The following is a 13771-nucleotide window of genomic DNA, read 5'->3' on the forward strand; positions in this document are numbered from 1 at the left end:
GGGTAGGCAACTTAGTGACGTTTGAAGGCATGTAAATCTTGGGGGTCGAAGCGGTCGACCTCGGCGGGCAAACCGAGGGCAGCCCGGTGCTCGCGAATGCGCTGGGGCTCGCCATCATCGCCTGGCGCGCGGCCATTAAATTCGGCAAGCTGCGCCAGGCCCTGGTGATAAAAGGCCAGAATATTCAGCGCCGTGCGGTTGTCCTCGCCCGTCGCCTGGCGAAGCGCCGGCAGATGGCCGTTGATCCGCGACAGATGCTGCTTGAGCTGCCATACATAGCCGACTTCCTGCATCCAGGGGCGGTCGCGTAGCGCCGCAAACAGCGCGCTGGTGGCGAGCAACCCGAGCACGCCGCCCAACACGTTGAGCCATAGGCTCTGGCCGAAGGCGGTGGTGAGCAGCATGGCAAATAAAAGCCCGAAAATCAGCAGTTGCCCGGCCATGATGAAGGTGATCATACGCGCCTTGCGGCGGTAGCTCGTGGGGTCGTGCGGCTCCAGGGTGAAGACCATGGCCAACCTCGCAGGCATAAAAAGTGAAGGACGTGCCTATGATACGGGGCTGGCCAGGGCAAACAAGTCATAGCGTTCGTCGCTTCCCAGGACAAGTTTCCGCAAGGGCGCTGTAGACCCATCCATGGGTGCTACTTTCGCCATCCATGGCGAAAGACCCTTGCTTTAACTTGTCCTGGGCATCTCGCCCGTGTGTTTCGTTACCTACGACAAGCGTTCCGCGGCGGTCTTCAACAAATGTTCGGTGGTTTCCCAGCCGACGCAGGCGTCGGTGACCGAGACGCCATAACGCAGGGCGCCGGGCTTTAGCGGCTGCTTGCCTTCGAACAGGTGGCTTTCCAGCATCAGCGCCACCAGATTGGCATCGCCTGCCTGGCGCTGGGCCAGTACGTCGAGCATCACCTCGCTTTGGCGGCGGTGGTCCTTGCGCGCGTTGGCGTGGCTGCAGTCGACCATCAGACGAGGGTTCTGCCCCGCTTCGCGCAGCGTATTGACAGCGGCGCGAACGTGGCGGGCCTGGTAGTTGGGCTCGCCGTGGCCGCCGCGCAGTACCACATGGGTATGCGGGTTGCCGGCCGTCTGCTGCATGACCGGGCGACCTTCATCGTCGAGGGCAAACCGCTGGTGCGAATGCGCCGCCGCCTGCATGGCGTCGACCGCCACCTGGATATCGCCGCTGGTGGCGTTCTTGAAGCCGACCGCCGCGGCGAGGTCGCTGGCAAGCTCCCGGTGCAGCTGCGATTCGGTGGTGCGCGCGCCGATCGCTACCCAGCTCAGGACATCTTGAAGATAAGGCGCCAGCATCGGCTGGAGCAGCTCGGTGGCCACCGGCAAGCCGCGACGTGCCACGCCCTGCATCACGTCGCGGGATAGCGCGAGGCCCTTGGACATGTCGCCGCGACCGTTCAACTGCGGGTCATAGGCCAGACCTTTCCAGCCAACCGTGGTGCGGGGTTTTTCGACGTACACCCGCATGACCGGCAGAAGCCGCTCGCTGACCTCCTCGCTCAAGGCGGCCAGACGGTCGGCGTAGTCGAGCGCGGCGTCGGGGTCGTGCACCGAGCAGGGGCCGACCACCACCAGAAGGCGATCGTCCTGACCGGTAAGGATGCGCTGCACCGCGCGCCGCTGCTCGGCAATCTGCGCTGCGAGCGCGGTATCCATGGGCAGCTGGGCGTGTAATTCGGACGGCGTGGGCAGCCGCATCGTCGTCGAATCGTGCGCGGTGGACGGCGTATTGCGCATGGCGCTGACGGTGGCATTCATGGGGTTAACTCTCCGTAATCGTGGGACATCGTTTGACCAACAGGCCACCGCTACTGGCACGGTCGGAGGTGGCAGCTGACACCGACCGCGCGTCGCTAAATCGCCAGGCGTCGTTCAGATAGCGATGTTCACCCGCGAATAGGTAGGCGCGATAGGTCATGGTCAGCTCCTCAATGAAATACCTGTGAATGATAAAGCGCTCGTCAATGCTGCTTTGCTCACTAATGGTTCGCCTGACACGCAAGAAGCCCCGGGGGTTACCCACCGGGGCTTCTTCGTTCGGCAGGCAACCCGTGGGGGTGTGCCTGAAAGCGCGACGTTAGGCGTCGGCCATCGGCACACCGTTGCTAAACCAATAGCCATAACCAAAGACGCCAGGCGCACAACCGCTATCCGCCATCATTGTCAGGCGAAAAGCAGAGAACTGGGCACATGGTGATGACATAAAACGTCCTGTTATGGTGTGGCTGCAACACGGCGGCAGCGAACGGTCTGGAATACGTTTTTTATCCTGCCTGTATGCGCCGCCAATAGCAACACCCGGCGCGACTTATGCGTCCTCACCGCTTAACGACGCGGCGCGTAGGAGAACACATCGGAGAAAACCCGATCCTCGGCGAGGCCTTTGGGCTCCAGCACGTCCATGCAGGCATACACCATGCCGGGAGAGCCAGAGATGAACACGTCCCACTCGCTTGGGTTCATCGACGCCTTTTCAAGCGCCAGGTCGATACGCCCCTGGTGGTGGTGGATGCGCTCGCCGGGGGCCATCGGCTCGGTCAACGGAAATTCGGTCACGGCCTGAAAGTCGACGTTGGGGAAACGCTGCGCCCAGTCGCAGGCCAGGCTTTCCGCATACAGGTCACGGTGCTCACGTACCGCCCACCACAGCGAGATCTGCCGCTCGGGCTGATGTTTCAGCGAGGCTTCAATGATCGCTTTCATCTGGGCAAAGCCGGTACCCGCCGCAATCAGCCATAGCGGGCGTTCGCTCTGGGTATCCAGCACGCAGTCGCCGCCGGGCAACCGCACGGTGAGCTGATTGGCGACCTGGAGCAGCTTGCGCAGTCGCGCAGAATTTTCGCGCTCGGGCCAGTGCTGAATGTGCAGCTCGATAATACCGTCGCCCCGTTCCGCACTGGCAATCGAGAAAGGCACCCAGGTCGCATCGTCGAGCTTGAGCTCCAGATACTGCCCGGGGGCGTGCTGCATGGCTTCGGCACGCCCTTCAAGGGTGACACCGAATACGTCGGGATTGAGATCCTCAACGGCCGTAACGTGGCAAGTCAACATCCTTGCGCTCATGAAAGCCTCTGTGGTTAAAAAAACGGTCTGGAATACTAGGAGTTGCTACCTTTGCGCGCGGGCGGCAAGGGGATATCAATGCCCAGGCTTTCCCAACGCGCATCGACCCGAGCTTTGACCTCGGCATCCATCACAATAGGCGTGCCCCATTCACGGTCGGTTTCACCCGGCCATTTGTTGGTGGCGTCGAGGCCCATTTTCGACCCGAGGCCCGATACGGGAGACGCGAAATCGAGATAGTCGATCGGGGTGTTTTCTACCATGACGGTATCCCGAGCCGGGTCCATCCGCGTGGTGATGGCCCACATGACATCTTCCCAGTTGCGCGCGTCCACGTCGTCGTCCAACACAATGACAAACTTGGTGTACATGAACTGACGCAGGAAACTCCACACGCCCATCATCACGCGCTTGGCATGGCCGGGGTACTGCTTTTTCATGGTGACCACCGCCATGCGGTAGGAACACCCTTCCGGCGGCAGATAGAAATCGATAATTTCGGGAAACTGCTTATGCAGGATGGGCACAAACACTTCGTTGAGCGCCACGCCGAGAATAGCGGGTTCGTCTGGCGGACGGCCGGTGTACGTGGAGTGGTAGATCGCATCGCGACGCATGGTCATCCGCGTCACGGTGAACACGGGGAAGTGATCAACCTCGTTGTAATACCCAGTATGATCGCCATAAGGGCCTTCCGGCGCCATATCGTCGGGGTAGATAAATCCTTCGAGGATTATTTCCGCCGATGCCGGCACATCAAGTTCAGCATGAGCGCACTTGACCAGCTCAGTGCGTGAGCCACGCAATAGCCCGGCGAAGGCATACTCAGACAGCGTATCCGGCACCGGGGTCACAGCACCTAAAATCGTCGCTGGGTCTGCGCCCAATGCGACCGCCACGGGGAACGGCTCGCCCGGGTGGGCTTTTTGAAACTCTTGAAAATCCAGCGCGCCGCCACGATGCGATAGCCAGCGCATGATCAAGCGGTTCTTGGCGATTTTCTGCTGGCGATAGATGCCCAGATTCTGACGCTTTTTATGCGGCCCCTGAGTAATCACCAGCGGCCACGTCACCAGCGGGCCCGCATCGCCTGGCCAGCAATGCTGAATGGGCAGCCGCCCAAGATCGACCTCGTCGCCTTCAAACACGACTTCCTGAACCGGGGCGCGCTTGACCTGCTTGGGCCCCATGCTAAGTACTTGCTTAAAGATCGGCAGTTTGCTCCAGGCATCCTTGAGGCCCTTGGGTGGATCGGGCTCTTTCAAAAACGCCAGCAGCTTGCCAACTTCACGCAGGGCCTCAACAGAATCCTGCCCCATACCCAGTGCCACCCGCTTGGGAGTACCGAACAAATTGCCCAGCAGCGGCATGTCGTGGCCCTTGACGTTTTCAAACAGTAACGCAGGGCCACCGGCACGCAGCGTGCGGTCACAAATTTCGGTAATTTCCAGGTAGGGATCAACCTCAGCGGTAATTCGCTTTAACTCACCCTGGGCTTCGAGGGCCGTGATGAACTCGCGCAGATCATGGTACTTCAATGCACACTCCCCGGCTGGCAGCAGTACCGCTGCGTCTGTTTTATAGACGCTAGCGGCGCTTCATCGCTTCAAAGAACTCAAGATTGGTCTTGGTATCTTTCAATCGATCAATCAGGAATTCAGTCGCAGCGGTGTCCTCCATGGGATTCAACAGCTTGCGCAAGATCCACATGCGTTGCATCTCTTCTTCGGAGGCCAGCAAGTCTTCACGCCGGGTGCCACTACGGCGGATATTGATCGCCGGGAATACGCGTTTTTCCGCCAGCTTGCGGTCCAAGTGCGCTTCCATATTACCGGTACCCTTAAACTCTTCGAAGATGACTTCGTCCATTTTCGAGCCGGTATCAACCAACGCCGTGGCGATAATCGTCAAACTACCGCCCTCTTCGATGTTACGCGCCGCCCCAAAGAAGCGTTTTGGCTTCTCTAGTGCGTGGGCGTCGACACCGCCGGTCAGCACTTTGCCCGAGCTAGGCACCACGGTGTTGTAAGCACGCGCCAAGCGGGTGATGGAGTCGAGCAGAATCACCACGTCTTTCTTGTGCTCAACTAGACGTTTGGCTTTTTCGATGACCATTTCGGCTACCTGCACGTGGCGGGCGGGCGGTTCATCGAAAGTTGAAGCCACCACTTCGCCACGCACGGTGCGCGACATTTCGGTGACTTCCTCGGGGCGCTCGTCGATCAGTAGAACGATCAGATGGCACTCGGGGTTATTCCGCGTGATCGACGTCGCGATGTTCTGCAACATCAGCGTCTTACCCGCTTTCGGCGGTGACACCAAAAGACCACGCTGACCTTTGCCAATCGGCGCGGTCAGGTCAATGATCCGCGAGGTCAGATCCTCAGTGGAGCCGTTACCGATCTCCATACGCATGCGGTCATCCGGGAACAGCGGCGTTAAGTTCTCGAAGAGAATTTTATGCTTGGCGTTCTCTGGACGGTCAAAGTTGATCTGGCTAACTTTGAGCAGCGCAAAATAGCGCTCACCTTCCTTGGGCGGACGGATTTTGCCCGAGATGGAATCGCCCTTGCGTAGGTTAAAGCGACGGATTTGTGAGGGCGAGACATAGATATCGTCCGGCCCGGCGAGGTAAGAGCTGTCGGCGCTGCGCAAAAAGCCAAAGCCATCCTGAAGAATTTCCAGTACACCGTCGCCATAAATATCCTCACCGCTTTTAGCATGCTTTTTGAGGATGGCGAAAATGATGTCCTGCTTGCGCGAACGGGCCAAGTTATCGATACCCATTTCACGGGCGATATCGAGCAGCTCGGGAACGGTTTTTTGCTTGAGTTCAGTGAGATTCATCGGTGTGTTAGAAAGTTGCTCATGAAAGCTGGGCGCCAAGCGCCGGGATAAGACAGGAGGCGTAGCACTTAATGATATGGCTAAGCGCCGTGTGATGCGTTCAGACCCCGAGAAGGCACGCGCTCGATAAAGGGGCTAGACTGAGGCTCATTAACCACATGATTAACTGTGACTCAGTTCGAGGGTGCTAGTGCTGGTAAATCTGGTTAGCACAGGAACGGCTAAACCAGCGGGCTATCTGACGACTTGGATATCTGGCCGACATCATCGGGCGCGATACACTCAACATTCACCGCGTCATGGCGTCAAACTCGACGCTAAATAATGTCTCGGACGACCTAGGTTGTAGCTGGGTAAATCCGGTCGGATCAAGCCAGTAGCTCGATGTTAGTCAACCCCTGCGCCAAACGCAAGCTTTTGGCAATTGACAATAAATAGAGGCCGCCGCAACCTTGGGGCAATTAACACCAAGGATAGCTCATGCCCAAGGACATTATGCTGCCCACCGACGCCTTTGCCCCAGCGGGCGAGCGGGGGGAGCCGCAACGTTTAGCCGCCATCGACCTAGGCTCGAACAGCTTTCACCTGCTGGTGGCCAACTATCAAAATGAACGCCTTCAGGTGGTCGCCCGCCTGGGTGAAAAAGTCCAGCTTGCCGCAGGCTTGGATGAACACGGTCAGCTTAGCGAGGAGGCCATTCAGCGCGCGTTAGATTGTTTGGGCCGGTTTGCGCCCTTCTTAACCGACATCACCCAACAAAATTTGCGTATTGTGGGGACCAACGCGCTGCGCGATGCCCATAATAGTCAGGCATTTATCGAGCGCGCCGAAGCCCAACTGGGTCACCCCATCGAGATCATTGCCGGTCGGGAAGAAGCCCGCCTTATTTATCTGGGAGCGGCTCATGCCCTGGCGGAAAATGGCCGCCGCCTGATTGTCGATATCGGCGGTGGGTCTACCGAATTCATCATTGGCGAGGCCTTTGAGCCCAAAGCACTGGAAAGCTTGCGCATGGGCTGCGTGACCTTTTCACGGCGCTTCTTTCCGGAAGGCGAGCTGAGTGAAAAACGCATGCGCCGCGCCGAACTCGCCGCCTTGTCTGAACTGGCCAATATCCAACGCCCTTATCAACACCTGGGTTGGGATGACCCCGTTGGTTCCAGTGGCACGATCAAAGCGGCCGCCAGCGTACTCTTAGCCTACGGCGATACTTCTCAAGAGGGCCTGATTACCCGCAGCGGGCTCAAGAAACTGCGCGAGCGGCTGATCAAGTGCAAACAGCTTGATAACGTTGAGCTCGACGGCTTAAAGGCTGACCGGGCCAAGGTATTTCCTGCTGGGGTGGCGATCTTAAGCGCCATTTTTGAAGCCTTTGACCTGGCGCAGATGCGCTTTGCCGACGGCGCCCTACGCGAAGGGGTTCTGTATGACATGGCCGGGCGTAACAGTGCCGAAGACTCGCGCTCAAAAAGCCTCGAAGTGCTCAAACGCACCTACGAAGTGGATACTCGACAGGCGGATAACGTGGCGGATACCGCCGCTCGGCTGTTTACCGAGCTTAACCGAGATTGGTCGCTAAGCAGCTCACTGGGCCGTTATCTGGAGTGGGCGAGCCACGTTCACGAGATTGGCCTGGCGATTTCTCACAGCCAGTTCCACCGCCACGGCGCCTACCTGCTTGAACATTCGGACCTCGCTGGGTTTTCGCGCCCAGAGCAGCGCTTGCTGGCATTTTTAGTGCGCGCCCACCGGCGTAAATTCCCTCTCAAAGAATGGCAGACACTACCGAAAAACCAGCAGGCACAAAGCGCCAAGCTGGCTCGCCTTCTACGACTGGCGGTGTTATTGAACCATTCGCGTCCTGAAACTGCCCCGCCGCTTCCCAATATGGCTGCTGACGATGATCACTTGACCATTACGTTACCTGAGAGCGACGAGCCGACGCTGCTGGGTACTGATCTGGAGCAAGAGCAAGCGTACATGCACGCAGCGGGATTTCAATTAAACGTTGTGGAGTCTCCGCCTAAACAAACGTAGCGTCTTGCGCCCGCCACAGTAAGGTGGCGGGTAGTTGAACCACGCCCAGGCACTCCTCCTCGTGCATCACCAGGATCAACCGATCACGCTGCCAGGGCGGCAGTTGAGTTTCTTGCAGCAGTCGCTTAATCTCGCGCCGCCCGCGCTCGGCCAGACGAATCACCTCCCCACCACGTCGCCAGCGCAAGGTGACAGGCTGTGCGGTCTTAAGCGACAGCCGCAGCGGCCCCAGAGGTGTTTCGATGCCCGGCTGTCCATCCCACTGGGTTTGCCAGGGCGCCAGTCTCTCCAACGGCGGCATGATATATAACCGCCCACGCCACACCCGTGCTTCCGCCCCAGGCCAAGTGACTCGCACCTGAGCGTCGGCCGCCGCGGCCAATTGATCCAACAGACTCTCCAGACGTTTGCGAGGAGGCGTGGGCAGATCGCTTTGCTGACAGTGCGAGCGCACCAATAGGCGCTGGCGGGGGCGCTCGCGTAATCTCAACGCGGCCACATCAAGGCTGCCATCGCGACCGTGCAGTGTTTGCAGTTCTTCGGCGGCGTAGGCGGCCAATAACTGGTCAGCTTCCCCCGCCAGCCGGGCACTTTGAGAAAGCGCCCGGCTGGCTGCAGGCCAGCGCGCTTCAAGTAGCGGCATCACCTGGTGGCGCAGCAGGTTGCGGTCCAGGGTGACATCGCGATTGGTTGGATCTTCACACCAGGCGAGCTGCATGGCCCTGGCCGTTTCGGCGATTTGCTGGCGACTGACATCCAGCCAGGGACGTAGCAAGGTAATGCCTTGCCACTCGCGCCGATAAGGCATCGCGGCAAGTCCGCGAACCCCACTACCGCGCATCGCAGCCAGCAACAGCGTTTCGGCCTGATCGTTTTGATGCTGAGCCAGCCACAACGTATCCCCTAAAGGAATATGCTGCTGAAAGGCAGCCAGACGCGCCCGTCGAGCCGCGCCTTCAAGACCTTCGCCTTGGCGTTCAACCTTTAGTCGCGCCAGCGTTAGCGGCACATCAAACGACGCACACAACGCCAGACAGTGCGCCTCAAACGCGTCGGCCGCAGGCTGTAGGGCATGGTTAACGTGCAGCGCTCTTAGCGGACGCTGAGCCTTTCGGCATACATCGACAGCTATCGCCAGCAGCAGCGACGAATCCAGCCCGCCGGATAAAGCCACCCAAATAGAGCGCCCCGGCGGGGTCTCCACCAGGGCGTCATTAAGCAGGCCAACCAGTGATTTAGGCAGCTGGCGCGCCATAGCTCATCAGACGATCATAGCGGAGCGTCAGTAATGCCTCGGTATCCATGCGTTGCAACCGATCAATGCTTGCCACCAGCGCCTCTTTAACGCGCTCGGAGGTCGTCATCGGATGCCGGTGTGCACCGCCTAGCGGCTCCTTGATCAGCGAGTCAACAAAGCCAAGTTCTTTTAGACGTTCGGCGGTAATGCCCATCGCTTGAGCAGCGTCAGAGGCTTTTTCGGCGCTCTTCCACAGAATCGACGCGCAACCTTCCGGTGAAATCACCGAGTAGGTCGAGTACTGCAGCATCTGCAGTTCATCGCAAACGCCAATCGCCAGTGCACCGCCGGAGCCGCCCTCGCCGACGACGGTAGAAATAATCGGCGTTTTCAGCCGTGACATCACCGCCAGGTTGTAGGCAATGGCCTCCGACTGTCCGCGCTCTTCGGCGTCGATCCCTGGATAGGCGCCCGGCGTGTCGATAAAGGTCAGCACCGGCATTTTGAAGCGTTCGGCCATTTCCATTAGCCGGCAGGCTTTGCGGTAGCCTTCCGGGCGCGGCATGCCAAAATTACGCCGAACCTTTTCTTTAACGTCGCGGCCTTTTTGATGACCGATTACCATGACCGGCTGGTCATCCAGGCGCGCTATCCCACCCACGAGCGCGGCGTCATCACCAAAGTTGCGATCGCCATGCAACTCATCAAAGTCGCTGAAAATGTGCTCAAGGTAATCCAACGTGTAGGGCCGCTGGGGATGGCGTGACAACTGAGACACTTGCCAAGGGGTTAAATCCTTGAAAATCGATTCCGTGAGCCTGCGGCTTTTCTCTTCCAGCCGGGCAATTTCATCGGAAAGATTGACTTGGCTATCGGAGCTGACCAAGCGCAGCTCCTCAATTTTTGCCTGGAGTTCGGCAATCGGCTGTTCAAAATCGAGATAATTAGGATTCATCGGCTCTGCCTGTTAAAAATAAGCCATGTCGAAACGCGCATGTAATGCAACCATTATCGCACCCTGACCCTGCCACGCAAGGCACCGCGCGGAACGCGCCTTACTTATAGCGCAACTGGACGCCCACCTGACCTTGCACATCGCGCAGGGTCAGCAGTAAATCGTCGCTGGGCGCGACTTTCCATTCATCCGCCAGCTCCAGCCAGCCCACGGCGTCGGGGTGTCGATACTGCAAGCGAACGGGCAGCCCCGCCTCGTCGCGATAGGGCGAAAGACTGGTACGTAAACTCTCGACTAACCGGCCATTGAGTTGCTGTGCATCCAACGCAAGCTCAACCGCTTGGCCAAACCGCATACGCGCCGCCACCATGGGCGTGACGTCCTTGCCACGCAGCTTAAGCCCGCCGGAAAAATCATCGTTGGAGACCTCGCCTTCGACAATCACGACTTCATCGGCGGCGATTTGTCCGCGCAGCTTTTCAAACATCTCGCCAAACAGCGAGGCCTCAATGCGCCCGGTGCGGTCATCCAGGGTAATGAACGCCATGGTATCGCCGCGCTTGGATTTCATGGTGCGCATGGCCACCACCAAACCGGCGATCCGCTGGGGTTCCCGGGAAGCTTTTAAATCGCTGATCCGCGTCGACACGAAGCGTTTTAATTCGCGCTCATACTCGTCAATCGGGTGGCCCGTCAGGTAGAGGCCCAGGGTATCTTTCTCTCCGGATAGCCGTTCGCGGTCGGTCCATTCGCGGGCGTGGCGATACTCAGCGTATACGTCAACGGCCTCTTCGTCGGCGGTAAATGCCTCGCCGAACATATCCAGCATGCCCAGGTTCTGGTTGGCATGATTCTGCGCGGCGGCCTTGAGGGCATCTTCCATAGCGGCGGCAAGCACAGCGCGGTTCGGGCCCAGATTATCTAGCGCGCCGGAGCGAATCAGTGCTTCCAGCGTGCGCTTGTTCATACGTTTAGCATCAATACGCTTGCAGAAATCGAAAATATCGCTGAACGCGCCACCCTCTTCGCGGGCTCCAACAATCGCGCCAATGGGGCCTTCACCCACGCCACGGATCGCGCCCAGGCCGTATACAACACGGCCCTGGGTATCAACGGTGAACTTGTAGCCACCGACGTTGACGTCCGGCGGGGTCACTGTCAGCTTGAGGTGTCGGCACTCCTCGATCAGCGGCACAACTTTATCCAGGTTATCCATTTCCGTGGACATGACGGCGGCCATGAAAGGCCCTGGATAGTGCGCCTTGAGCCAGGCGGTTTGGTAAGATACCAGGGCGTAGGCGGCGGAGTGCGACTTGTTAAAACCGTAACCGGCAAACTTTTCCACCAGATCAAAGATATTGCCGGCGAGGTCTTTATCGATGCCATTGGCCGCACAACCTTCCATAAAACCAGCGCGCTGCTTGGCCATTTCCTCAGGCTTTTTCTTACCCATCGCACGGCGCAGCATATCCGCTTGGCCTAGCGTATAACCCGCCATCACCTGAGCAATCTGCATGACCTGCTCTTGGTACAAGATAATGCCGTAGGTGGGCGCCAGCACGGGTTTTAACAACTCGTGTTGGTAATCCGGGTGTGGATAAGACACCTCCGCACGGCCGTGCTTACGGTTGATAAAGTCATCCACCATGCCCGACTGTAGCGGGCCGGGGCGAAACAGCGCCACCAGGGCGATCATATCGTCGAGGGAGTCAGGCAGCAGCCGCTTGATCAGCTCCTTCATGCCACGAGACTCCAACTGGAACACCGCGGTGGTCTCGGCGCGCTTGAGCATCTCGAATGTTTTGCCGTCGTCCAAGGGAATCGCGTCGATGTTAAGCGGCCCCTGGTCGTTGACCTTACGCACCTTATCGACCATCTCCAGCGCCCAGTCGATAATCGTCAGCGTGCGCAGCCCCAGGAAGTCGAACTTCACCAGCCCGGCGTCTTCAATATCGTTTTTATCGAACTGCACCATTAAGCCGGAGCCGTCTTCATCGCAGAGCAGTGGCGAGAAGTCTGTGAGCTTGGTCGGCGCGATCACCACGCCACCGGCGTGCTTGCCGGTACCGCGGGTAGTGCCCTCTAGCTTGAGGGCCATTTCCCAGATTTCTTCGGCCTCTTCGTCGCTGTCGATAAACTCTTTCAGCGCCGCTTCCTGCTCAATGGCCTTATCGAGCGTCATGCCCACTTCGAAGGGGATCAACTTAGAGAGCTTGTCGCCCAGCGAATAGGGCTTGCCCTGGGCACGAGCGACGTCGCGCACTACCGCCTTGGCGGCCATAGTGCCGAAGGTGACGATTTGCGACACCGCATCACGCCCGTAGCGGTCGGCCACGTACTCAATCACCTTGTCACGCTTTTCCATACAAAAATCGACGTCAAAGTCGGGCATGGAAACACGCTCGGGATTAAGAAAGCGCTCAAACAGCAGGTCGTAGCCAATCGGATCAAGGTCGGTGATTTTCTGCGCGTAGGCCACCAGCGAGCCGGCACCGGAGCCACGCCCAGGGCCAACCGGCACATTGTTATCCTTGGCCCACTGGATAAAGTCCATCACGATCAGGAAGTAGCCGGGAAAGCCCATCTGAATAATGATGTTCAGCTCGAAATCGAGCCGCTCGCGGTAGCGCTGATCAATCGCCTGGTATTCGTCGCCGTCCCGTGGGTAACGTTCGTCGGGAAATAGAAAATTCAATCGATCCGTCAGGCCATCGTGAGACACCTTGCGGAAAAATTCATCCTGGGTCATGCCTTCGGGGATTTCGAACTCAGGCAGGAATATCTCGCCCAGGCGCACATCAACGCTGCAGCGCTCAGCGATCATCACACTGTTTTCAAGCGCTTCGGGGATATCGGCGAACAGCTCTGCCATCTCGGCGGGGCTTTTCAAGTACTGCTCTTCGGTGTAGCGACGCTCGCGACGCGGGTCGTCAAGCGCTTTGCCTTCGCCGATCGCCACGCGGGTTTCGTGGGCCCAAAAATCATCGCGCTCCAAAAAGCGCACGTCATTGGTGGCGACCACCGGTGTTTGGGTGTCAATTGCCAGTTTAACGCTGGCGTGCACGCAGGCTTCTTCCAGAGGGCGACCGGTGCGAATCAATTCCAGATAGAAGCGGTCTGGGAACGCACGCTGCCAATCCTCCAGCAATATCTTCGCTTCTCGCTCGTGCTCGGAAAGCAAATGGCGTCCTATCTCGCCCTCACGCCCTCCCGATAACGCAATCAGGCCTGCGCTTTGCTCCATGACCCACTGCTTGTCGAGAATCGCCCGGCCCTGGCGCTGGCCGTCGGTCCAGCCGCGGGAAATCAGCTCCGTCAGATTGCGATAACCCACCTCGTTCATCGCCAGCAGCGTGATGCGGTAAGGGTGCGCCTCGTCGTGGGGGTTATGCAGCCAGAGATCGCTGCCAATAATGGGCTTCAGGCCTGCGCCTTGGGCGGCTTTGTAAAACTTGACCAGCCCAAACAGATTAGCTTCATCGGTCAACGCCAGCGCCGGCATCTCGCGCTCAGCGGTGGTGCTGACCAGCGACTTGAGCTTCACCAAGCCATCGACCAGGGAATATTCACTGTGCAAACGTAGATGAACGAACGGAACCGTCATGGGACTCT

Annotated in this window: 11 protein-coding genes; 1 reads left to right on the forward strand and 10 read right to left on the reverse strand. The window is 58.7% G+C overall.

What is annotated here, in order from left to right; all coding sequences use genetic code 11:
* Positions 1-11: 11 nt before the first annotated feature.
* From GA0071314_RS15420 to rho, 7 genes are all read right to left on the reverse strand, one after another.
* Positions 12-512 (reverse strand): DUF3087 family protein, encoded by a 501-nt coding sequence (locus GA0071314_RS15420; protein ID WP_074397466.1) that lies wholly within the window; start codon positions 510-512, stop codon positions 12-14.
* Positions 513-716: 204 nt separating this feature from the next.
* Positions 717-1778 (reverse strand): 3-deoxy-7-phosphoheptulonate synthase, encoded by a 1062-nt coding sequence (locus GA0071314_RS15425; protein WP_074397467.1) that lies wholly within the window; start codon positions 1776-1778, stop codon positions 717-719.
* Positions 1779-1782: 4 nt separating this feature from the next.
* A complete protein-coding gene (locus GA0071314_RS19640; RefSeq protein ID WP_172822110.1) occupies positions 1783-1938 on the reverse strand; it encodes a hypothetical protein in 156 nt (51 codons plus the stop codon).
* Positions 1939-2097: 159 nt separating this feature from the next.
* On the reverse strand, positions 2098-2223 hold the full coding sequence (locus tag GA0071314_RS19905) for a hypothetical protein (protein ID WP_269449411.1): 126 nt from the start codon (positions 2221-2223) through the stop codon (positions 2098-2100).
* 122 nt (positions 2224-2345) lie between these two features.
* The gene (locus GA0071314_RS15435) at positions 2346-3083 is read right to left on the reverse strand and encodes an NAD(P)H-flavin reductase (protein WP_027337817.1); all 738 of its coding nucleotides are present in this window, start codon (positions 3081-3083) and stop codon (positions 2346-2348) included.
* A gap of 35 nt (positions 3084-3118) precedes the next feature.
* Complete coding sequence (gene ubiD / locus GA0071314_RS15440) at positions 3119-4621, reverse strand: 4-hydroxy-3-polyprenylbenzoate decarboxylase (RefSeq protein ID WP_074397469.1); 1503 nt, start codon at positions 4619-4621, stop codon at positions 3119-3121.
* Between the two features lie 49 nt (positions 4622-4670).
* A complete protein-coding gene (gene rho, locus GA0071314_RS15445; protein WP_074397470.1) occupies positions 4671-5930 on the reverse strand; it encodes a transcription termination factor Rho in 1260 nt (419 codons plus the stop codon).
* Between the two features lie 480 nt (positions 5931-6410).
* Here rho and ppx point away from each other — a divergent pair, with 480 nt between their 5' ends.
* Positions 6411-7967 carry an exopolyphosphatase gene (ppx, locus tag GA0071314_RS15450; RefSeq protein ID WP_074397471.1) on the forward strand — a complete coding sequence of 519 codons (1557 nt, stop codon included), beginning with the start codon at positions 6411-6413 and terminating at the stop codon, positions 7965-7967.
* Here ppx and tilS read toward each other — a convergent pair.
* The 3 genes from tilS to dnaE form a co-directional block, all read right to left on the reverse strand.
* The gene (gene tilS / locus GA0071314_RS15455; protein ID WP_074397472.1) at positions 7954-9222 is read right to left on the reverse strand and encodes a tRNA lysidine(34) synthetase TilS; all 1269 of its coding nucleotides are present in this window, start codon (positions 9220-9222) and stop codon (positions 7954-7956) included. The genes ppx and tilS overlap by 14 nt on opposite strands.
* Positions 9203-10159 (reverse strand): acetyl-CoA carboxylase carboxyl transferase subunit alpha, encoded by a 957-nt coding sequence (gene accA / locus GA0071314_RS15460; RefSeq protein ID WP_074397473.1) that lies wholly within the window; start codon positions 10157-10159, stop codon positions 9203-9205. Before accA ends, tilS begins: the two co-directional genes overlap by 20 nt.
* A gap of 100 nt (positions 10160-10259) precedes the next feature.
* Positions 10260-13763 (reverse strand): DNA polymerase III subunit alpha, encoded by a 3504-nt coding sequence (gene dnaE / locus GA0071314_RS15465; protein WP_074397474.1) that lies wholly within the window; start codon positions 13761-13763, stop codon positions 10260-10262.
* Positions 13764-13771 lie beyond the last annotated feature (8 nt).

The organism is Halomonas sp. HL-93 (assembly GCF_900086985.1).
In the GTDB taxonomy this organism is placed as follows: domain Bacteria; phylum Pseudomonadota; class Gammaproteobacteria; order Pseudomonadales; family Halomonadaceae; genus Vreelandella.

What these genes read in the sequence shown, in the direction of transcription:
- GA0071314_RS15420 (WP_074397466.1), bottom strand. Translation starts at nt 512, where the DNA reads ATGGTCTTCACCCTGGAGCCGCACGACCCCACGAGCTACCGCCGCAAG.
- GA0071314_RS15425 (WP_074397467.1), bottom strand. Translation starts at nt 1,778, where the DNA reads ATGAATGCCACCGTCAGCGCCATGCGCAATACGCCGTCCACCGCGCAC.
- GA0071314_RS19640 (WP_172822110.1), bottom strand. Translation starts at nt 1,938, where the DNA reads ATGACCTATCGCGCCTACCTATTCGCGGGTGAACATCGCTATCTGAAC.
- GA0071314_RS19905 (WP_269449411.1), bottom strand. Translation starts at nt 2,223, where the DNA reads ATGTCATCACCATGTGCCCAGTTCTCTGCTTTTCGCCTGACAATGATG.
- GA0071314_RS15435 (WP_027337817.1), bottom strand. Translation starts at nt 3,083, where the DNA reads ATGAGCGCAAGGATGTTGACTTGCCACGTTACGGCCGTTGAGGATCTC.
- rho (WP_074397470.1), bottom strand. Translation starts at nt 5,930, where the DNA reads ATGAATCTCACTGAACTCAAGCAAAAAACCGTTCCCGAGCTGCTCGAT.
- ppx (WP_074397471.1), top strand. Translation starts at nt 6,411, where the DNA reads ATGCCCAAGGACATTATGCTGCCCACCGACGCCTTTGCCCCAGCGGGC.
- tilS (WP_074397472.1), bottom strand. Translation starts at nt 9,222, where the DNA reads ATGGCGCGCCAGCTGCCTAAATCACTGGTTGGCCTGCTTAATGACGCC.
- accA (WP_074397473.1), bottom strand. Translation starts at nt 10,159, where the DNA reads ATGAATCCTAATTATCTCGATTTTGAACAGCCGATTGCCGAACTCCAG.
- dnaE (WP_074397474.1), bottom strand. Translation starts at nt 13,763, where the DNA reads ATGACGGTTCCGTTCGTTCATCTACGTTTGCACAGTGAATATTCCCTG.